The organism is Lactimicrobium massiliense, assembly GCF_900343155.1.
GTDB lineage: Bacteria > Bacillota_I > Bacilli_A > Erysipelotrichales > Erysipelotrichaceae > Bulleidia > Bulleidia massiliensis.
Genome location: NZ_OUNG01000001.1, coordinates 194090 through 215005, shown reverse-complemented (window position 1 = coordinate 215005; position 20916 = coordinate 194090). Strand labels below are relative to the sequence as shown.

The 20916-nt window shown below is 49.9% G+C and carries 20 protein-coding genes; 16 read left to right on the top strand and 4 right to left on the bottom strand.

Translation table 11 applies throughout. The features are described from left to right. Window positions 1-84: 84 nt before the first annotated feature. From proC to proB, 3 genes are read right to left on the bottom strand one after another with little or no spacing between them, the layout of a single operon-like run. Window positions 85-897: a pyrroline-5-carboxylate reductase gene (gene proC / locus DHU66_RS01075; protein WP_108774056.1), complete on the bottom strand. Its 813-nt coding sequence runs from the start codon at window positions 895-897 to the stop codon at window positions 85-87. Next, window positions 894-2135, bottom strand: coding sequence for a glutamate-5-semialdehyde dehydrogenase (locus DHU66_RS01070; protein ID WP_108774055.1), 1242 nt, complete (start codon window positions 2133-2135; stop codon window positions 894-896). Before DHU66_RS01070 ends, proC begins: the two co-directional genes overlap by 4 nt. Next, complete coding sequence (gene proB, locus DHU66_RS01065; protein ID WP_108774054.1) at window positions 2132-2914, bottom strand: glutamate 5-kinase; 783 nt, start codon at window positions 2912-2914, stop codon at window positions 2132-2134. Before proB ends, DHU66_RS01070 begins: the two co-directional genes overlap by 4 nt. An 86-nt stretch (window positions 2915-3000) precedes the next feature. Here proB and priA point away from each other — a divergent pair, with 86 nt between their 5' ends. From priA to DHU66_RS01025, 8 genes are read left to right on the top strand one after another with little or no spacing between them, the layout of a single operon-like run. Continuing rightward, the gene (gene priA, locus DHU66_RS01060) at window positions 3001-5169 is read left to right on the top strand and encodes a replication restart helicase PriA (RefSeq protein ID WP_108774053.1); all 2169 of its coding nucleotides are present in this window, start codon (window positions 3001-3003) and stop codon (window positions 5167-5169) included. Between the two features lie 2 nt (window positions 5170-5171). Beyond that, the gene (gene rsmB, locus DHU66_RS01055; RefSeq protein ID WP_108774052.1) at window positions 5172-6392 is read left to right on the top strand and encodes a 16S rRNA (cytosine(967)-C(5))-methyltransferase RsmB; all 1221 of its coding nucleotides are present in this window, start codon (window positions 5172-5174) and stop codon (window positions 6390-6392) included. A gap of 23 nt (window positions 6393-6415) precedes the next feature. Further along, entirely contained in the window at window positions 6416-7459 is a 1044-nt protein-coding gene (rlmN, locus tag DHU66_RS01050; RefSeq protein WP_108774051.1) for a dual-specificity RNA methyltransferase RlmN, read from the top strand. Further along, window positions 7459-8208: a Stp1/IreP family PP2C-type Ser/Thr phosphatase gene (locus DHU66_RS01045; RefSeq protein WP_108774050.1), complete on the top strand. Its 750-nt coding sequence runs from the start codon at window positions 7459-7461 to the stop codon at window positions 8206-8208. The genes rlmN and DHU66_RS01045 overlap by 1 nt, the downstream gene beginning before the upstream one ends. Then, window positions 8205-10049, top strand: a complete 1845-nt coding sequence (gene pknB / locus DHU66_RS01040) for a Stk1 family PASTA domain-containing Ser/Thr kinase (protein ID WP_108774049.1) — start codon at window positions 8205-8207, stop codon at window positions 10047-10049. Before DHU66_RS01045 ends, pknB begins: the two co-directional genes overlap by 4 nt. 1 nt (window position 10050) lies before the next feature. Then, window positions 10051-10908 (top strand): ribosome small subunit-dependent GTPase A, encoded by an 858-nt coding sequence (gene rsgA / locus DHU66_RS01035; protein ID WP_108774048.1) that lies wholly within the window; start codon window positions 10051-10053, stop codon window positions 10906-10908. Between the two features lies 1 nt (window position 10909). Further along, window positions 10910-11557, top strand: coding sequence for a ribulose-phosphate 3-epimerase (gene rpe / locus DHU66_RS01030; protein ID WP_108774047.1), 648 nt, complete (start codon window positions 10910-10912; stop codon window positions 11555-11557). After that, the gene (locus tag DHU66_RS01025) at window positions 11554-12159 is read left to right on the top strand and encodes a thiamine diphosphokinase (protein WP_108774046.1); all 606 of its coding nucleotides are present in this window, start codon (window positions 11554-11556) and stop codon (window positions 12157-12159) included. The genes rpe and DHU66_RS01025 overlap by 4 nt, the downstream gene beginning before the upstream one ends. Window positions 12160-12205: 46 nt before the next feature. Here the strand turns inward: DHU66_RS01025 and rpmB are convergent, their stop codons facing one another. After that, window positions 12206-12424: a 50S ribosomal protein L28 gene (gene rpmB, locus DHU66_RS01020; protein ID WP_108774045.1), complete on the bottom strand. Its 219-nt coding sequence runs from the start codon at window positions 12422-12424 to the stop codon at window positions 12206-12208. 159 nt (window positions 12425-12583) lie between these two features. Here rpmB and DHU66_RS01015 point away from each other — a divergent pair, with 159 nt between their 5' ends. The 8 genes from DHU66_RS01015 to deoC all read left to right on the top strand — a co-directional run bounded on the left by DHU66_RS01015 (window position 12584) and on the right by deoC (window position 20908). Next, window positions 12584-13849: a cell division protein FtsA gene (locus DHU66_RS01015; protein ID WP_108774044.1), complete on the top strand. Its 1266-nt coding sequence runs from the start codon at window positions 12584-12586 to the stop codon at window positions 13847-13849. Window positions 13850-13864: 15 nt separating this feature from the next. Then, on the top strand, window positions 13865-14992 hold the full coding sequence (ftsZ, locus tag DHU66_RS01010; protein ID WP_108774043.1) for a cell division protein FtsZ: 1128 nt from the start codon (window positions 13865-13867) through the stop codon (window positions 14990-14992). A 57-nt stretch (window positions 14993-15049) separates the two neighbouring features. Then, on the top strand, window positions 15050-15322 hold the full coding sequence (locus DHU66_RS01005) for a hypothetical protein (RefSeq protein ID WP_108774042.1): 273 nt from the start codon (window positions 15050-15052) through the stop codon (window positions 15320-15322). Between the two features lie 198 nt (window positions 15323-15520). Further along, on the top strand, window positions 15521-16804 hold the full coding sequence (locus tag DHU66_RS00995; protein ID WP_108774040.1) for a hemolysin family protein: 1284 nt from the start codon (window positions 15521-15523) through the stop codon (window positions 16802-16804). 20 nt (window positions 16805-16824) lie between these two features. Further along, entirely contained in the window at window positions 16825-17562 is a 738-nt protein-coding gene (locus DHU66_RS00990) for an RsmE family RNA methyltransferase (protein ID WP_108774039.1), read from the top strand. Then, window positions 17543-18820, top strand: coding sequence for a tRNA (N(6)-L-threonylcarbamoyladenosine(37)-C(2))-methylthiotransferase MtaB (mtaB, locus tag DHU66_RS00985; RefSeq protein WP_108774038.1), 1278 nt, complete (start codon window positions 17543-17545; stop codon window positions 18818-18820). The genes DHU66_RS00990 and mtaB overlap by 20 nt, the downstream gene beginning before the upstream one ends. Further along, the gene (locus tag DHU66_RS00980) at window positions 18817-20286 is read left to right on the top strand and encodes a UDP-N-acetylmuramoyl-L-alanyl-D-glutamate--2,6-diaminopimelate ligase (RefSeq protein WP_108774037.1); all 1470 of its coding nucleotides are present in this window, start codon (window positions 18817-18819) and stop codon (window positions 20284-20286) included. Before mtaB ends, DHU66_RS00980 begins: the two co-directional genes overlap by 4 nt. Then, window positions 20273-20908: a deoxyribose-phosphate aldolase gene (gene deoC / locus DHU66_RS00975; RefSeq protein WP_108774036.1), complete on the top strand. Its 636-nt coding sequence runs from the start codon at window positions 20273-20275 to the stop codon at window positions 20906-20908. Before DHU66_RS00980 ends, deoC begins: the two co-directional genes overlap by 14 nt. The last annotated feature ends 8 nt before the right edge of the window (window positions 20909-20916 follow it).

Genomic DNA, 20916 nt, shown 5'->3' with positions numbered 1-20916 from the left:
CGCAATAAAATCAAACAGAAAAGCCGTCATTGTGATCACTTTACTTTGGATCCAATGGCGGCTTTGTGTGTATTCCCGTGATTTTCAATGGGACAGTTCTTCGGCACGTTTGACGCACTTTTCATCTGCTTCATGAATGATGGAAGCCAGGTTCAGTTCTTTGAACGTGTTGATCGCTTCAATGGTAGTGCCGCCCTTGGACGCCACTTCATTGATGAACTCTTCAATGGGCTTGCCGGCATTCTGCTTGAGAAGATTGCCGGATCCAATCACGGTCTGCACCAGCAGGGCACGGGCAGCTTCCTCATCAATACCGCGTGACACGGCATCCTTGAGAATGCACTCAATGAAGTAATATACGTACGCAGGCACAGAGCCATGAACAGCCACAATTGCATTCATCTGGTCCTCCGGAATGGTGCGGGCAACACCCATGCCGGCAAACATCTGGAATATGAAGTCATACTCATCGGCCTTGCAGTTTTCTGATTTGCACAGGGCAGTGGAACCTTCACCAATCTGCAGCGGTGTATTCGGCATGGCACGGATGACCTGTGTATCCTTGCCAAGAATGGACTGGATATGGGCAATGGACAGACCGGTCACAATGGACAGCAGGCACTCCGGCTGATGTTCCTTGAGCTTTTCCAGAACAGCATCGGCCTGGGTGGGATTGACTGCCAGCAGGACGATATGGGCATTTTCAGCCACATCAGCCTCATCTTTGGCCAATCCAAAGCGCTCTCCTTTGGCTGTCTTCATATTGGTGTCATGGTGGTCATACACAACCAGCTGGTATCTTTCCAGATACTCCTTGGCAACAGCACCGCGGGCAATTGCCATGCCCATGTGGCCGCAGCCGATAAAACCAAGCATGTACTTCTTCGTCGTTCTCATCTGATTTCTCCTTTCCCTTCCAGGTGATATGTATAAGTCGTCAAAGCCTCCAGTCCCATAGGACCGCGGGCATGCAGTTTCTGTGTGGAAATACCGATCTCAGCACCAAGCCCAAACTCAAAGCCATCTGTAAAGCGGGTAGAGGCATTGTGATAGACACAGGCACTGTCAACGCCGGCAAAGAACAGCTCTTTTTCAGCATCACTTTCCGTAATGATGGCATCAGAATGGTGGGTGCCATGCTTTTCAATATGATTGATCGCTGCCAGCGTGTCATCCACAATCCCGACATTCATGATGAGATCATTGTATTCCGTATCAAAGCTGTCTTCCTTTGCCGGCAGAATCAGATCACTCAGTGCACAGCATTCTGAATCACCATACATGGTCACAGCATGTTCCCGCATGATTGCGGCAATATGGGGAATGTAGGATCTGGCAATTTCTTTTTCCACCAGCAGCGTCTCCATCGCATTGCATACAGAAGGGCGCTGGCATTTGGCATTGACAATAATTCTGTCTGCCATCTCCGGCTGTGCAGTATTTTCCACATACACATGACAGATGCCGGCACCTGTTTCAATGACCGGCACCTTTGCATTGGCAACAACTGCCTGAATCAGTCTTCTCGATCCCCGGGGAATCAGTACATCGATCGACTCACGTGCCTGCATCAGGGCATCCGTCTCTTCATGAGAGATCGGATCACACAGCATGACGCTGTCCTGACTGACGCCATTGTCCTGCAGTGCTTTCTTCATGGATGAAATGATCGCATGGGAAGAACGCCATGCCTCTTTACCGCCCTTGAGCACACAGGCATTGCCGGATTTGATGCACAGTGCCGCACAGTCAGCCGTCACATTGGGGCGTGCCTCATAAATGATCGCAACGACGCCAAGCGGTACGGAAATCTTCTGCAGATGAATGCCGCTTTTCAGCGTTCTTTCTTCCAGTATCCGGTTTAATGGATCTTCCAGATCGATCAGATTTTCGATGCCGACGGCCATCTGTTCCAGCCTGGGGGCATCCAGGCTGAGCCTGTCCAGCATAGACTGGCGCATGCCGTTTGCTTTTGCATCCTGGACATCTGTTTTGTTTGCATCAAGAATCACGGACATGTCATAGCGCAGATTGACGGCAAAATCTCTGAGAATCTGATTGCGAACGTCAAGAGGAAGCTGGCGTACTTCCCGGGAAGCCTTTTTTGCCCGTGCTGCGGTTTCCAGTGCTTTCATTGTGCATCTCCTATCTCAAACAGCGTACCGCGCTGATGGCCGTCACTGATGTCATACAGAATGTGCGGATCTTCACCAGAGGCAATGATGACCGGAATGTGCTGCTTTGCGGCAATGGAAACGGCATGCAGCTTGGTCACCATGCCGCCGGTGCCGTTTTCCGTATGAGAACCGCCGGCTGCATTGATGACAGCATCCAGATCATGCACAACCGGAATCAGACGTGCTTCCGGATGGACACTTGGATCCGCTTCATAGAGGCCTTCAATATCAGAAAGAATGATTAAAAGATCTGCATCACACAGACATGCCACAACAGCAGACAGCGTATCGTTGTCACCATAGACAATTTCTTCTGTTGCAATCGAGTCATTCTCATTGATGATCGGAATAGCATGGGTCTTGAGCAGTTCCTGGAAGGTCGCAATGACATTGCGGCGTGCTTCTTCATTCTCCGTAACATCCTTTGTTAACAGCAGCTGTGCTGTCGTAGAACCGTACTCCATGAAATAGCGGTCATAGATGGACATCAGCTCACACTGGCCGATTGCTGCGGCAGCCTGTTTGCCAGCCATCGTTGCCGGCCGTCTGCCCCAGCCGATTTTATGGGCACCGACCATGATGGCACCGGATGTCACCAGAATCACATCATGGCCTTCATTTTTCAGATCTGTCAGAATTCTGGCAAAACGCTCAATTTTGCGCAGATTCAGCGTGCCGTCGCTGCGGCAGATTGTAGATGTACCGACTTTGACGACAATACGTTTCCATGCTTTCATGAAATACCTCTTTCCTGTCTGTCTTATTATACACACCTGCCTGAACCACCTGTGCAGAGTCTTTGCAAAAATAGTAAGATAAGGCCATGAGAATACTGGAGTGCTGGATCGAACATCCCGTTCGTTCCATCGATCGAACATTTACGTATTTATGCACAGAAGAAGTGCAGCCCCTGTGCCGGGTGATGGTTGATTTCAACCACCGCCGTACCATTGGCTTCGTGGAAAGTGTCCAGGAAACAGATGAGACACCGGATGAGATCGCAAGACGGCTGGGCTACCAGGTCAAGATGGTTTCTTCAATACTGGACCATGAACCGCTGCTGTCAGAAGAACTGCATGATCTGGCATTTGCCATGAAGGAAATGACGCTGTCTCCTACCATATCCTGTTTCGCATGCATGCTGCCGGGGATCATCAAGCCGTCTCTGTCTTCCAGTGAGAAAAGGGCGGTCACAGAGCGCTGGGTCAGCGTTTCAGATCAGGAGACATCTTTGACGCCAAAGCAGCTGGAAGCATGGCAGTATGTGCAGGCTGCCGGCCGGATGCCATACCATCAGCTGCGCAGGAAATATCCCAATCAGGCCAGGAAACTGATTGAACTGGGCGCTCTGCGGATCGAAGAACGGCAGCGTCAGAGCGAAGAAATCGATGTGCAGTGCAAGCCTGGTCTGCAGCTGACACCTGCCCAGCAGAACGCAATGGATCAAATTCTCTCTCATCCGGAGGGCGTAACTCTGCTGCGGGGGGCCACCGGCTCAGGCAAAACCGAAATCTATCTGCATCTTGCCGCAAAACAGTTATCCTGCGGCAGACAGGTATTGATCCTTGTGCCGGAAATCTCTTTGACACCGCAGATGGTAGAGCGGGTCACATCACGCTTTGGCAATGCCGCAGCCATCTATCACAGCGGTCTCAATGCCCAGCAGAAATACGAGCAGTATCTGAAAGTCAGATCCGGCAGGGCAGGAATTGTTGTCGGTACGCGCAGTGCCGTCTTTCTGCCGTTTGCCAATCTTGGCCTCATCGTGATGGATGAAGAACATGACGGTTCCTATAAACAGGACAGCATGCCTGCCTATCACTGCCGCGATATTGCCATATGGCGGGGAAAGTATCATCACTGCATGGTCCTGCTTGGCTCAGCGACACCGTCTCTGGATTCCTATGCCAGAGCACTGCGCGGGGTATATCATCTTGTTGAGCTGGATGAGAGGATTAACCAGACACCTGCCCGTGTATCCATCATTGATATGAAACAGGAAATCAGAAAGGGCGGCGATGGCATCATTTCCCGTCCTCTGCAGGAAAAGATGGCAGCCGTGCTTGCTGCAAAAAAGCGGGTGATTCTGATGTTGAACAGAAGAGGCTACAGCCCGCAGCTGCGCTGCCGTTCCTGCGGGGAAGTCATCCTTTGCCCGCATTGCGAGCTGGCCATGGCATATCACCGTGATGAACGTCTTTTGAAATGCCATGCCTGCGGCACCGTGATGAAAGTGCCGCCGCGCTGTCCATCATGCAAAGCACAGGACGGGTTCATGACCTACGGCTTTGGCACAGAAAAACTGGAAGAAGAAGTGCACCGGCTGTTTCCTGATGCCCGCACCATCCGCATGGATGCAGATACAACTTCACACAAGGATGCCCATCAGAAACTGCTGGCTGCCTTTGGCAGGGGTGAGGCAGACATTCTGCTTGGCACCCAGATGATTGCCAAAGGACTGGATTATCCGGATGTGACGCTTGTTGGTGTCATTAACGGCGATGCCGGCATGGCCCGCAATGATTTCCGCAGCTGTGAGAGTGCATTTGATCTTCTGATGCAGGCTGCCGGCCGCAGCGGGAGAGGCGAAGATGCCGGCGAAGCCGTGTATCAGGTCTTTGATCCGGACCATTATGCTGTGCAGTGTGCTGCCAGGCAGGATTACCGTTCCTTCTTTCAGCATGAGATGCAGTTCCGCCATGCCGGCCAGTATCCTCCCTACACCTATCTGATTTCACTGACAGTGGCCAGTGCCAATGAACGCCAGGCAATGCAGGATGCTGTATGGCTGCGCGATCATCTGCATGGAAACTATAAAACGATCGGGGTGATATCACTCTTGAAGCTGCGGGATCTGTTCCGCTGCCGGGTGATTCTCAAGGGAAAGAATCTGGATGAAATGCGGCATGATACAGCGGCTTTGCTGCAAAGTGACGGCACGGGCCGCATCAACCGCATTAAAGTGGATGTCAATCCGCTTGTACTGGAGTAGATATGGACACAAGAAAACAAGCATATGAAATACTCTGCCGGGTAGAAAAAGACAATGCCTATGCCGGCCTGCTGTTGCGGCATGTACAGGCCGATGCCAGGGAAACAGCCCAGATCACAAACCTGGTATATGAAACACTGCGCAATCAGATTCTGCTGGAGGCACAATGGCAGCCTTATGTACAGCATAAAGTGCGCAAAGAAACAGCAGTTCTGCTGAATCTTGGTGCCTGCCAGCTGTTTTTCATGGACAGCGTACCTGCCTATGCTGCGATTAACAGCACGGTATCTCTGGCAGCCAGAAAAGAGCGCGGCTTTGTCAATGCTGTTCTGCACAAAGTGCAGCAGGCCGGCCTGGTTCTGCCTGTGGATGACTTTGATCATACCGGCATCCGCTACAGCCATCCGCAGTGGCTGCTGGCGATGTGGAAGGCACATTATGGCAAAGAGAAGGCACTGGAAATTGCAAAGGCAGACCAGCAGGCATCCCGCGTATATGGACGGATCAATACCCTCAGGCATGGAGAAAAGCTGCGCAGTGATTCCCGCTGCCACTTTGTCAATGAGCTTTCCTTCACAGCTGATTTCTCGCCCGCGGCTGATCAGATGCTGAAAGAGGGAACGTATGTGATCCAGGATGTGCACTCAGCAATGGTACCGCTGTTATTGGATGTACATCCGGGCATGAAGGTGCTTGATGTATGTGCTGCCCCTGGCACCAAGACACAGGAAATTGCGATGCTGATGGAAAACAGGGGAGAGATCACGGCCTGTGATCTGTATCCTGCCCGCTGTGAACTGATTGATGAACTGATGAAACGCACCGGTGTCAGTATTGTAAAGACAGTTGTGCATGATGGCAGAACGGCATGGGATGAAAAGCAGAAATTTGACCGTATTCTGCTGGATGCCCCGTGCTCGGGCTTAGGCGACCTGTCCCATAAGCCGGAGATCCGCTATCGGGTGAGTCCGCAGAGCCTGGATGAGATTGTGCAGATCCAGCAGGAAATTCTTGATGCCATGGCACCATCCCTTGCGGATGGCGGCATTCTTGTCTATAGTACGTGTACATTGAATCGCAAGGAGAATGAAGGACAGATTCATGCCTTCCTGAAACGCCATCCGGAATATCATCTGTTACAGGAAAAGACCTGGTTTCCGGGTGAAGGGGATGGCTTTTATGGCGCAAAGTTAATCAAAGCAGAGAAACGGAAAAGATCATAAAAAAGATGGTAAAATAACGGTGTATGCAGACAATATATGATTTTGATTTAAAAGGACTGGAAGAGATGCTTGGCACACTTGGCCAGAAGCCATATCGTGCAAAGCAGCTTTTTATGTGGCTCTATCGTAAAAGAGCAAAGACATTTGATGAAATGACGGACCTGCCGGCAGCGTTGATTGAGGAGCTGAAGAAGCGCTTTGTCATCATGCCATTGAAGGAGATTGATCGGCAGGTAGCCCATGACGGCACGATGAAGTTCCTGTTTGAAATGCAGGATGGCTCCAGTGTGGAGAGTGTTCTGATGCACTTTGCCTATGGAGAGAGTCTGTGTGTTTCTTCACAGGTTGGCTGCAATATGGCCTGCACATTCTGTGCATCAGGCCTTTTGAAAAAGCAGCGCAGCCTGACAGCAGGAGAGATGGTTGGTGAGGCGATGTTTGTACAGGAACTGCTGGATGAGGATCAGCGCAGACTGGACAACATTGTCATTATGGGGACGGGTGAACCGTTTGATAACTATGACAATGTGATGCGCTTCTGTGCCATCATTAACAGTGATCATGGTCTGGCTATTGGTGCCCGCCATATTACAATCAGCACCTGCGGCATTGTGCCCCGCATCAATGATTTTGCGGATGCACACCTGCAGTACAACCTGGCAGTTTCCCTGCATGCAAGCAATGATGCCCTGCGAAGGAAACTGATGCCGATTGACAAGGCATATCCGATGGATCAGCTGATGGCAGCTCTGAAGCGTTACAGTGAGAACAATCACCGCCGGCTGACCTTTGAGTACATTCTGCTGCGCAATGTCAATGATCATGATGAAAATGCGATTGAACTGGCCAATCTGATCCGCGGCATGAATGCTTATGTCAATCTGATTCCCTATAATGAGGTTAACGAGAATGGCTACCGTACAACCGATGCCAGAACTGCCCTGCATTTCTATGATGTGCTGATGAAGCATGGCGTCAAAGCAACTCTGCGCACAAAGCATGGTGAAGATATTGATGCGGCATGCGGACAACTGCGGGCAAAGCATGAAAGGGAAAAAGAAGCATAATGAAGTATTACGGCATGACCGACCGCGGCAAGATGCGGAAAACCAATCAGGACAGCTATGTCATCGCCTGCAATGAGGCAGGGGATGTTTTCGCGCTTGTGTGTGACGGCATCGGCGGCAATCTCGGAGGAGATGTTGCCAGCCGCATGGCGGTCAGCTGGTTTTCGGTTGCGTTCTCTGAGAATAAAGGCTTTGCCAGCGAGGAAGATGCCCGTGCATTCATTGCCAATGGCATCCGTATTGTGAACAAGCAGATCTATGATCTGGGCCAGGCCCGCCAGGACCTGCATGGCATGGGTACAACCCTGTGCGGCGCGATGCTGACAAGAGTGGGCAGATTCATCGTCAATGTCGGTGATTCTCGTGCCTATGGGTTCAAGAATAATGGCGAATTCCGCCAGCTGACCATGGATCATACACTGGTCAATGACATGATCATGCATGGCGAACTGACGAAGGAACAGGCCAGGACCTTTCCCCGTAAGAATGTTCTGACCAATGCGGTTGGCGTATGGGACAGTGTGCGCAGCGATATTGATGTACACCATGAGGACCTTAATGGGATTCTATTGTGTTCTGACGGCCTGCATTCGTATGTCGATGAAAAAAAGATCCGCTCGATCGTTCTGGACAAGGAATTTGATCCTGCCCTGCGGTCACGCAAGCTTGTAAAAGCAAGCCTGGATGCGGGTGGATTTGATAATGTGACAGTGATTCTGATTGATCTGGAGGAGGGTGACATGATATGAGCGGCAAGAATATGATTGCCAACCGGTATGAAGTGATTCAGCATATTGGCCAGGGCGGCATGGCAGATGTCTTCCTTGCTATTGATACCATTCTCAACCGGCAGGTTGCCATCAAGATTCTGCGAGCCGACCTCTCCACAGATGCGGTCAGTATCCTGCGCTTTGAGCGGGAAGCACAGGCAGCAACTGCCCTTGCCCATCCCAATATTGTGGAAATCTATGATGTTGGTGATTACAAGGGACATCATTATATCGTCATGGAATATGTTCCCGGCAAGACACTGAAACAGATTATCCGGGAAAGAGGACCGCTGCTCAATGAAGAAACAGTGGACATCATGAAGCAGCTTGTCAGCGCTATTTCAGAAGCGCACAGCCGCGGCATTATCCACCGTGATATCAAACCGCAGAATGTGATCATCAAATCAGACGGAACCCTGAAGATCCTGGATTTCGGCATTGCTACTGCCAAAGGATCCATGCAGCTGACCCAGGCCAACAATGTCATGGGATCCGTGCATTATCTGGCTCCGGAGCTTGCCAAAGGCGAACCGGCAACGGTGCAGTCAGACATCTATGCCCTTGGCATCGTCATGTTTGAAATGCTCACCGGAGATGTGCCGTTCAAAGCAGACCAGGCAGTACAGATTGCATTGATGCATATGCGTGATCCGCTGCCCAATGTCCGCCAGATCAATCCGAATGTGCCGCAGCCGATGGAAAACATCATTCTCAGGGCAGCTGCCAAGAATCCGGCAGACCGCTATCAGAGTGCGGCTGATATGCTGGCAGACCTTTCGACATGTCTTGATCCGGCAAGGGCCAATGAACCAAGAATTGAAACAAGGCCTTTTGCGGATATCAAGATGACACAGGGGAAGAGTTTTGATGAAGGCAGACCGACAGATGAAGACGATGACGATGAGGAGGAAGAGGATGATGATGCACTGTTTCCTCATTTCCATCACAAGGAGAAACAGAAAGAAGAAAAGAAGAACAAGCCTGAAAAGAAACATCGTTTTCTGCCTAAATTCCTGATTATTCTGGTGATATGTGCTATTGCGGCAGCCGGTGTATATGCGGCTGGACGCAAAGGGTATATCTCACTTGGGTCCGCGACTGTTCCGGATCTTACCGGCATGAGCCTGGAAGATGCTGCCGCGGCCTGTGAAAAGAGCGGCCTCGTTCTGGACCAGGACAATGTGACTTATCAGCTGACTGAAGATACGGAAAAGGGTATCATCCTTTCCAGTGATCCTTCCTCTGGGACAAAGGTAGACCGCAAGAGCACAGTTACCGTAACCGCATCCAGCGGCATTGGTAAAAAGATGGGGGACTACACGGGACAGGATGTTGATCAGGCAGCCGAAGAATTACAGAAATACTCCCATCTGACTGTGAAAACAGAAGCCAAAGACAGTGATGAAACACCAGGCACTGTCATTTCACAGGAAGGCATTGCGGCAGGTGACCTGTTTGATCCGGATCAGGACAATACAATCACGCTTGTCTATTCCGCTTATGACAGCTTTGTCATTCCAACTTCCATCATTGGCATGGATGTCAATTCGGCAGCTTCTCTGCTAGAAAGCATGGGTGCCCAGGCATATGCCTCCGAAATTGATCCCTCTACGCTGTCTGATGATGAACTGAACGATATTTCCAAAAACAATCTGGTTGGCACAGTCAAGTATTCCAGTCCCTCTGCGGGCAGCACCTATACGCAGAAGGGAAACAATGCCATCACGCTGTATTACTATTCTTATCAGGATGTAACAACCTCTGATCAAAACCAGACAGGCAGCAGTGATGCCTCCGCTTCGCAGACAGATGGGAACTAGCATGCAGGCAAGAATCATCAAAATCGTATCCCGTGAGTATACCCTGTATACAGAAGAAGGCATGCGGGTAAAAGCAGTTCTGGCTGGCAAGATCCGCCTGCAGACAAAACCGGTTGCCGGCGATCTGGTCGAATGTGAAGAAATTTCAGGCCAGTGGACCGTGCAGAAAATTCTGCCCAGAAAAAGCTATCTGATCCGGCCGGCATGTGCCAATGTCGACCAGGCACTGATTGTCATGAGCACGCATGATCCGGAGTTCTCTTCTGCTCTTGTGGACAGGCTGTCCTTTCTGATTGTACAGGCAGGCATTACGCCGGTGCTGATTGTCACCAAGTGTGATCTTGGCATGTCGGATGAAACAAAACGGGCCATTGAAGAATATGAGCAGGGCCCGATCCAGGTGATCCGCTCCCAGAAGAATTATCTGGAACCGGCACTGGCTGATGTGCTTAAAGGAAAAATCTCCGTGCTGACCGGACAGAGCGGTGCCGGCAAGAGCAGTCTTCTCAACCATCTGGATCCTTCTTTCCATCTGGCAACACAGGAAATTTCCAAGGCACTGGGAAGAGGAAAACATACAACCCGTCACAACGAACTGCATGCCGTTGCCGGCGGTCTGGTCGCGGATACGCCTGGCTTTTCATCGCTGGATTTCAGCCGCATGGACAAACATGAACTTGCCCAGTGCGTCCTGGATTTCCGTCCCTATCTCGGCCAGTGCCGCTTCAATGACTGCATTCATGAAAACGAGCCTGGCTGTGCGGTGAAAGAGGCTGTGCAGGCAGGAAAAATCCCGGCCAGGCGCTATCAGAATTATCTGGATGTTCTGAAACTGATTCAGACAAGAAGGGAGTATTAATATGATTGTATCACCGTCTGTTTTATCACTTGACTACAGCCGTTTTCCCCAGCAGATTGATGAACTGAACAAATCCGGTGCACAGTGGCTTCACTTTGATGTCATGGACGGCCACTTTGTGCCGAACCTGACTTTTGGACCAGATATCCTCAAAGCTTTTGTGCGCACCTCGCCGCTGTGCAAGGACGTGCATCTGATGGTCACAGATCCTGCCTTTTTTGCGGATGTCTTTCTGAAAGCAGGTGCTGATCTTGTGACGTTTCATTATGAGGCAATGGACGACAAAGCAAAGATGAAGGAACTGGCAGCACATATCCACGAAGCCGGGGGAAAAGCAGGCATTGCCATCAAGCCGGCAACCGATGCGGCTGTATTGAAGGATCTGCTGAAGGATTTTGATCTGTTCCTTGTCATGTCTGTCAATCCAGGATTTGGCGGTCAGAAGTTCATGCCCCTGGCCCTGGATAAGATCCATACCCTGCGCACATGGCTCAATGATGTTAACCCAGATGCCCTGGTGGAAGTGGATGGCGGCATCAACGCACAGACCGGTGCCCAGTGTGCCCAGGCCGGTGTGGATGTACTGGTGGCAGGTTCCTATGTGTTCAAGAATGATATTACGACGGCTGTCAGGAGCCTTCAGAAATGAAAAAGGTACTGATTGCTTTGAAGCTGGCAGATCAGCTGCCAGCAGAAAAAGCAGATCTGATCGGATGTGACAAAGGAGCACTGACGCTGGCACAGCAGCATCGTCATATGGTGTGTGCCGTTGGTGATTTTGATTCGGTCAGGGAAGAAGACATTAGTCTGATTGCACAGTGGTGCGATCAGATCATCCGCCTGAACCCGATCAAGGATGATTCGGATTCCGAGCATGCCGTCAAAACGGCCATTGATCTTGGATACGACCACATTGTGATGTGCGGTGCCTTTGGCGGCAGGGCAGACCATGCCCTGGTGAATCTGCGCCTGCTCTGGAAGTATAAAGACTGTCTGGAATTATGGGATGCAGAAAATGATGCCTATGTAATCGGACCGGGCAGATATGAAATCAGGAAAAACGGGTATGACTACATCTCCTTTTTCACATGGGAAGATGCCGCTGTCACACTGTCAGGTTTCAAATATCCTCTGACAGACCGCACCCTGACACCATCCGATCTGTATACGGTATCCAATGAAATTCTCAAAGATGAGGGAATTGTGGAAGTGAAGAGGGGCCATGTCATGGTTCTGCAGTGCAAAGACTGACAAATGCAAAAAAAAGAGAATCCGTCGGGATTCTTTTTCTTCTTGCTTATTCAGCAGCAGCTTCAGCTGTCTTTGCCTTCCTGCCTGTTCCCTTCAGTGTCTTGAGAGCACGGGCAGAGATCTTAACGGTCACAGGCTTTCCATCTACGACCATATGAACCTTCTGAAGGTTAACGTTCCACTTGCGGCGAGTTGCGCGCAGGGAGTGTGAACGTCTGTTTCCTGACATAGCTTTCTTACCGGATACGGCACAAACTCTGGACATACCATAACCTCCTTCACATAATGCTAAAATACTTTATCATGCTTCAATTTCATTTGCAACAAAAAACAAAGTGTACGACTGGTTGACAGGGAAAAATCCTAGGCCCTGTGAAGGAAGTGTGATAATATAACTTTTGTTAAGGAAGGGAGCGGCTGGCAAGTGAACGATAAACAGATTTTTGCGGCAGTTGAAGTCAGCGACCATGAGGTGCGCCTGATTGTCGGTGAATTCTTCAATACCCGTTTTAATATTATTAAAGTAGAACGCGTCGCCTGCAGCGGCTTTGATGGGGTAAAGATTACGGATCCCGCTGCCGTGACCAGTGCCGTGAAGCAGGCAGTGGATAATGCACATAAAATGATTGGCGCGTCAATCAAGAGTGCCATCCTGGCAATGCCGTCGTATGGCATGAAGCGCTACAGCTTCAAATCAACGGTTGATATTACCGGTATTGACCAGACAGTGACAGTGCAGGATGTGCGCAATGCAATGGCAAAAGCGCAGAATATGGATATTGGCAAAGACTATGCGCTGATCCAGACTGTCAATGTGCGCTATACCGTCAATGGTATTTCTACCCGTCGGATTCCGATTGGTGAAAAGTGCTCATCGCTGTCCGTCGATATTGATCTGCTGTGTGCAAACCGTACGCTGTCCTATGAAATGTGCAGCTGCGTAGAAAAGGCTGGCATCAAGATCATGGATATCTTCCTGGATGTCTATGCGGCCGGCAAGGAGGCGGCGCTGTTTGAACAGTCAGTCAATCAGCAGATGATTGTGCTGAAGGTAGAGCGCCAGTCCACATCACTTGGCTTACTGCGCAAGGGCAGGCTGACAACTGCAATGGTGATGCCGATTGGTATTGGAACCATTGCCGGATCTTTGACAGATCAGTATGGGATATCGCCGGAAAATGCCGTTGAACTGTTTAAATACAGTGCTGTTCTCAACAATCCGAACCCATCTGACAATCCGGTACATATCTGGTCAGCAGGCGGAAAAACACATACAATTACGGAAAAGGAACTGATTGACTGTGTGATGCCAGGCGTAAATGCATGGGCCTCCTATATCCAAAAAACGTGCGCCCCGATATTGCAAGCGGGCCAGACTGCTGTTATTATTACAGGCGAAGGCGGCGAGACACAGGGGCTTGCAGAAGTGCTTGGTACTAAGCTGCAGGTCAATGTCCGCAGCTATGTGCCTGATACTCTGGGGGGCAGAAACGCCGGGCTGACGACAAGCCTTGGATTGTTCTATGCATATCAGGATCGTCTGCCGATCACCGGCTATACCGATGACAGCATTGATATGGATGCATTTATCAAGGCTGTATCCTACAGAGATAAGAAAAATGAAGGGAACGTTAAAGAGGACACTTTGACAAGTAAGCTCAAGGGCCTGTTCCTGGATAATAAAAGGTAATGTGAGGTAGAATTTATGGCAGACTTAACGTATAACCAGGTAGCAAAGATCAAGGTTTTCGGCATTGGCGGTGCCGGCGGAAATGCAGTGAACCGGATGGTGCAGGAAGGTGTTCAGGGCGTTGAATTTTATGTAGCCAACACTGATGTACAGGCTCTGGATGTTTCGCCTGTCGCCAATAAGATTCAGCTTGGCAAGGAAGGCCTGGGCGCTGGCGGCAATCCGGATAATGGACGCAAGGCAGCTGTGGAGAGTGAAGATGCAATCCGCAAGGCACTGGAAGGCGCTGATATGGTATTCCTGACAGCAGGTCTTGGCGGCGGCACTGGTACAGGTGCTTCTCCTCTGTTTGCCAAGATTGCGAAGGAACTTGGATGTCTGACAGTTGGTATTGTTACCAAGCCGTTCTCCTTTGAAGGCAAGCGCAGAATGGTACAGGCTGAGCAGGGTCTGGAACAGCTGAAAGAGTATGTGGATTCCCTGATCATCATTTCCAATAACAAGGTACTGGATGTGATCGGACACATTCCGTTCGAAGATGCATTCAAGGAAGCAGACAATATTCTGCGTCAGGGTGTGCAGACCATTACAGATCTGATTGCAGTTCCGGCAATGATCAACCTCGACTTTGCGGATATCAAGAGTGTCATGCAGGGACAGGGCTCTGCACTGTTCGGCATTGGCATGGCAGATGGTGAGAACAAGGCTAAGGAAGCTGCTGAGCGTGCCATTCAGTCACCGCTGCTGGAAGCACAGATCAAGGGTGCCAAGAATGCCATCATCAACGTAACTGGCGGTGCCAGCATGTCTGCATATGATGCCAGTGAGGCAGTTGACTATATCCGTGAGGCAGCCGGCAATGATATCGATATCATCTTCGGTGTTGCCATCAACGACAAGATTGGTGATTCCATCATCGTTTCCATCATTGCGACCGGCTTCGATCTGCCGCGTCCGGAAATGATTGAGAGTGACAAACCGGCCAAGGATACGCAGCCGATTATCGGTGCCAAGCCTGCTGATCCGGGTGTTGTTCCGGAATCCAATGATGATGATAACCTGGGCTTCAATTCCTCTTTTGACAGCAATGCCAAAGAAGAGGATGACGATGACGGTATCCCGGGTTTCTTCAAGAGAAACTGACATGAACCGGCTGCGGCCGGTTTTCTTTTTCTCTGCGCTATGCCCAGGAAGGAGCCAATGTCAAGAAGACTGAACAAGCTGGAAGAGCTTGCCCAGGATGCTGAAAAGCGCGGCTTTGCCGTAAAGATCACACCGGTGAAGCGAGACGTGGATACAGGTGCGATCTGGACCGTATTCTGGATGAGGCTGTATCCGCTTATGGAACGGTTGACATTCTTGCCTTCCTTGCCAGTGAACAGGGATCCTGCATCAATGGTCAGATCATTGAGATCGGCGGCGGCATGGGCCAGGTCAGCCCAGCCACAATCATGGCTGCCTTTGGTGCCATGAAGAAGGATTGAATGAGATCAAGAGGATCTTCCGCAATGCAGGCAGATCCTTTTCTTATGCTTCTGTATCAGCACTGGCTGGTTTGCCTGTCAACAGCCATAATGCTATAATTGCACCACTGAAAGGTGATGCAGAAAATATGGATGATTCTTCCTGTTGTCCGCTTTGTTGGAAGCTGAAAATGAAAGGGTGGCAGAAATGAGCAAAACAAGTGAGTATCTACTGGCACTGATTGTACTGATTGCCTTGTCAGGTTTGTTTTCTGCCATTGAGACTGCTTATTCCAGCGTGAACCGGATCCGTCTGAAAAATATGGAAAATGACGGCAATGCCGAGGCTGGTGTTGTTCTGGAAATTCTGGATCATTTTGACCGTTTTCTGACAACGATTCTGATTGGCAACAATATTGTCAATATCGCCTCTGCAACTATCGGTACACTTCTGTTTACAAGCTGGCTGGGATCTGGAAACGGACCGACGGTCTCAACGATTGTGATCACAATTGTGGTGCTGGTATTTGGCGAGATCATGCCAAAGACACTGGCAAGCCGCATTCCTGAGCGGATTGCCGTACATACGGTAGGATTTGTTCATTTCTGCGAATTTATCTTCACACCGCTGTCGTTTCTCTTCAACCTGCTGCAGAAATTGATGTCGCACTTTATCAAAGTCAAAGATGATGATTCTGACTTCCAGGATGAACTGATCACGATGGTGGATGAAGCTGAAAAAGACGGCGATCTGGAAGAGCATGAGAGTGATCTGATCTCAGCGGCTATTGAATTCAATGATCTGGATGTCAAAGATGTTCTCACCCCGCGGGTAGATGTACTTGCCATTGACATCACCACACCGCCCAATGAGATTGAAAAGACATTCCGCTACAGTTCCTTTTCACGCCTGCCGGTCTATGAGAATTCCATTGACAACATTGTCGGCGTGATCCATGAAAAGGACTTCTATGCCCAGATGAAGTATGAGCACTGCCCGATCCGCAAGATCATCAAACCGGTGATTTATACAAGTACCAATGTCAAGATTTCCACTCTGCTGAAACAATTGCAGGGTGCCAAGCTGCATCTTGCCGTTGTGCTGGATGAATACGGCGGCACCCAGGGTATCATCACACTGGAAGATATCATTGAGGAACTTGTTGGTGAGATCTGGGATGAGCATGATACCGTCAAGGAATATTACCAGAAGATCGATGAGACAACATATCTGGTCAAGGCAGACGCAGATGCGGATGATATGTTTGAGCGCTTTGGCGTCGATGTGGATGACGATGAAGACGATGATGACTATATCACGGTATCTGGGTGGGCCATTCACGAACTGGAACATATTCCCCGGGTTGGCGAGCAGTTTGACTTCAAGAATCTGCATGTCACCATCACCAAAGCTGATCAGCGAAAAGTCATTGAGCTGAAGGTTGAAATCAAAAATCCACAGAAGAAACAGGAGGAACAGGAAAAGGAATAATCCTTTTCTTTTCAGTCAGTATGCAGCAGTATTTTGCCAATGTGCCGCTTGCCGCAGGAAAGCCGTATTTCTTTACAAAAGAACAGGCCCATCATGCCAGTGATGTTGTCCGCCTGCATGAAGAGACAGTGCGTCTTGTCTATGAAGGAAAGGCCTGGTTTGCCCGCACTGCCAGGGTGGATGGACAGTTTGCGGCGATCGTGGAAAAGGAAGATCCGCAGATACATGAATGTGCCTGTGAAATGACTTTATGCATGGCTTTGATACGCCGGGAGAAATTTGAACTTGTTCTGCAGAAAGCAAGTGAAATCGGCTTTTCCAGAGTGGTGCCGTTTGTATCAAGCCGCTGTGTTGTCAGGGAAAAACAGGATAAAAAGGAGCGTGTTGCTGCCCGCTGGCAGACGATTCTGCTGGAAGGGGCACAGCAGTGCAAACGCAACATCGTTCCTGAACTTGCAGAGACGATTCCCTTTGATCATCTGGATCGGGTGCAGGCAGAATTAAAAGCAGCTGCCTATGAAAATGCCTATGGCACATCGGCACGGCTTTCCCATCTGTACCATGGCCAGAAAAGCGCTGCTGTTGTCATCGGCCCGGAGGGCGGTTTCAGCCCTGATGAGGTACAATGGCTCATGGACCATGGCTATCAGGCCGTGACACTTGGATCCAGAATACTGCGGGCAGAGACGGCTGCGATCTATGCCGGCAGTGTGCTGAGTGAGGCAGCAGGAGATCAGAATGAAGTTTTCAGTATGTAATTTAGGCTGCAAAGTGAATGCATTTGAAGCAGAAAGCATTGCCCACACGCTGGAAGAAGAAGGCTGGCAGAGAGAACCTTTTGAACAGAGTGCCGATGCTGTGCTGATCTTCACCTGTGCAGTGACCAACATGGCTGCACAGAAAAGCAGAAAGATGTTGCACCGGGCAAGGCGGATCAGCCCCAATGGTGCCATTGCCATGATCGGCTGTTATGCCGAAGTGGCAGATGAAGCCCTCCAGGATGCGGATCTTGTCATTGGCACCCGTGAAAAGAAGAATGTGCCGCAGCATTTGAAGGAATACATGGAAACACACCGTCGCATTTCCCTGCGCGGCGGTCTGGATCATCTGACGTTTGACAACCTGCAGACAACCCAGTTTGAAAATCACACCCGGGCCTATCTGAAAGTGCAGGATGGCTGCTGTCAGTTCTGCTCCTACTGCATTATTCCCTATGCCCGCGGCAAAGAAAGATCCATGGCACCAGATGCGGTGACCGCCGAGGCAAAGCGTCTCAGTATCCATTATCCTGAGATTGTGCTGGCTGGCATTCATACCGGCCGCTATGGCAGAGAATATGGCGTGACGCTTGCCCAGTTGATGAAGCGTATTCTGCAGGAAGCACCGGATCTGAAACGGCTGCGGATTTCTTCCATTGAACAAAATGAAGTCACAGATGAACTGATTGAACTGATCAGGGAAGAACCGCGCATTGCCCGCCATCTGCATATTCCTCTGCAGAGCGGCAGTGATTCTGTTTTGAAACGGATGAGAAGACCCTATGACACAGCTGCCTATCTTGCCAAACTGGAAAAGATCCGCAGCGAGATCCCGGACATTGCCATCTCCTGTGATTTGATTGCCGGCTTCCCGGGAGAAACAGAACAGGAGTTTGACGAAACACTGGCCTTCCTGCAGAAGTGTCAGTTCTCATTCATCCATGCCTTTCCGTACTCCATGCGCCAGGGCACGGTGGCAGCCGGGATGAGGGATCAGATCGATCCGCGCATTAAAAAAGAGCGTACCCGCAGAGTCCTGGAACTTTCCCAGAAACTCAGTGATGCGTATCAGCAGCAGTGGATTGACAAAGATGTACAGGTGATTGTGGAAACGCATAAAGACGGATATTCTGTTGGCCATGCGTCTCAGTATTTTCCTGTCAGTATCAGAGGGAGCCTGCCAAGAGGCATGTATGATGTACATGTGCAGGCATATGAATCGCATGCCTTGTATGGCTGCGCGAAGGAGACCATATGAAACTTTCAGCATTATTTGAGAATGTACCAGATATTGAGATCAAGAGCCTGATGGCAGATTCCCGTACCAAACGGCCGGATTCCATCTTTTTCTGTGTCAAAGGCATTATGAGCGACGGTCATAACTTTGTAGACCAGGCCATTGCCAATGGCGCAAAAGCAATTGTCTACAGTGAACCGCTGGACCACATGCGTGATGACATTGTCTATATCAAAGTCAAGGATGTCACTGCTGCTTTCAATGCCGTGGCAGATGCCTTCTATGGCTACCCGAGTCATGATCTGCTGATGTTTGGCGTGACCGGCACCAATGGCAAGTCATCCATTTCCTGCATCATCCGCGATATCATGAATGAGATTGAGCCAACCGGCTATATCGGCACCATCTCGATTGAATACGGCAATGTCAAACTGCCGCCGCTGCTGACAACACCGAACATCGATGATCTGCATGGCATTCTGCGCGACATGGTAGATGCCGGCATGAAGTCATGTGCTCTTGAAGCAAGCTCCATCGGCATTGAACAGGGCAGGGTAGATGCCATTGACTTCGATGTCGCGGTTTTTACCAACCTGACTCATGATCATCTTGATTATCATGGCACCATGGAAAAATATTTCCTGGCCAAGAAGAAACTGTTTGACCATCTCAAACCAGATGCCATTGCCATCACCAACGTGGATGATCCCTATGGAATGCGTATTGTCAAAGACTGCCCGGCCAGAGTGATTACCTATGGCGTCAACCATAAGGCAGACTACCAGGTAACCAAGTACCAGCTGCTTGCGGACAAGACAAGAATCACACTGAAAATCGGCGACATGGAATATGAAATTGAGACAAATCTTGTCGCAAAGTTCAATGTCTACAACCTGGTTGCGGCTATTGCAGCATGCCACAGCAAAGGCATTTCAATCGAAATGATGCTGCCGCAGATCCGCCATCTCAAGCAGATTGAAGGCAGAATGGAACGTATCGATGAAGGCCAGCCCTTCAACATCATCGTTGACTTTGCCCATACACCGGACGGCATTGAGCAGGTATGCCAGTTTGCCAGTGCCATCACGCCAAAAGGAAAGCGTATCATTGCCATTACCGGCAGTGCCGGCAAGCGTGATACGGAGAAGCGCCCTCAGTTTGGCGAGATTCTGGACCGCTATACGGACATGATTATTCTGACGGAAGATGATCCCCGTGATGAAGATCCGATCGAAATTGCGCATGAAATTGCGGCTGGTATCAAGAAAACGAATTATATTATCATTGAAGACAGATATGATGCGATCCGTCAGGCAGTTGAACTTGCGGATCCCAACGATACGATCATCATCTTAGGCAAGGGAGATGAAAAGTTCATCTACCGTGAATTCGGCCGTGAACCTTATGAGGGAGATGATGCCATCGCCCGGGAGGTTCTCCATAAATACTATTTCACTCAGGAGGGAGAAGAAAATGAAGAGAAGTAAGTATATCGATCACACTCTGCTCAAGCCGGACACAACCAAAGAACAGATCATTCAGTTGTGCAAAGAGGCAAAAGAATACGATTTTGCGTCTGTATGCGTCAATCCATGCTGGATTGAAACAGCCAGAAAAGAACTTGCAGGCAGTGATGTCAACGTCTGTGTGGTGATTGGATTCCCGCTTGGTGCCATGACCAGTGCTTCCAAGGTATTCGAAGCAAAGGATGCCATTGAAAGAGGCGCAGATGAAGTTGATATGGTACTCAATGTCGGCTGGCTGAAAGACGGGGATGATGCAGCTGTCACCAACGAGATCAAAGCTGTCAAGGAAGCAGTTGGCAGCCATGTTCTCAAGGTAATCATCGAAGCATGCCTGCTTACCAATGATGAGAAGGTCAGAGCATGTCAGGATGCAGAAAAAGCTGGTGCAGACTTTGTCAAGACAAGCACGGGCTTCTCAACAGGCGGTGCTACAGTGGAAGATGTTGCGCTGATGAAGAAGACGGTTGGTGACCGTCTGAAGGTAAAGGCAGCAGGTGGTATTCGCACAAAGGAAGCCATGGATGCCATGATTGCGGCTGGTGCTGAAAGAATCGGCACAAGCAATGGCACCAAACTGATGTAAAAATCATT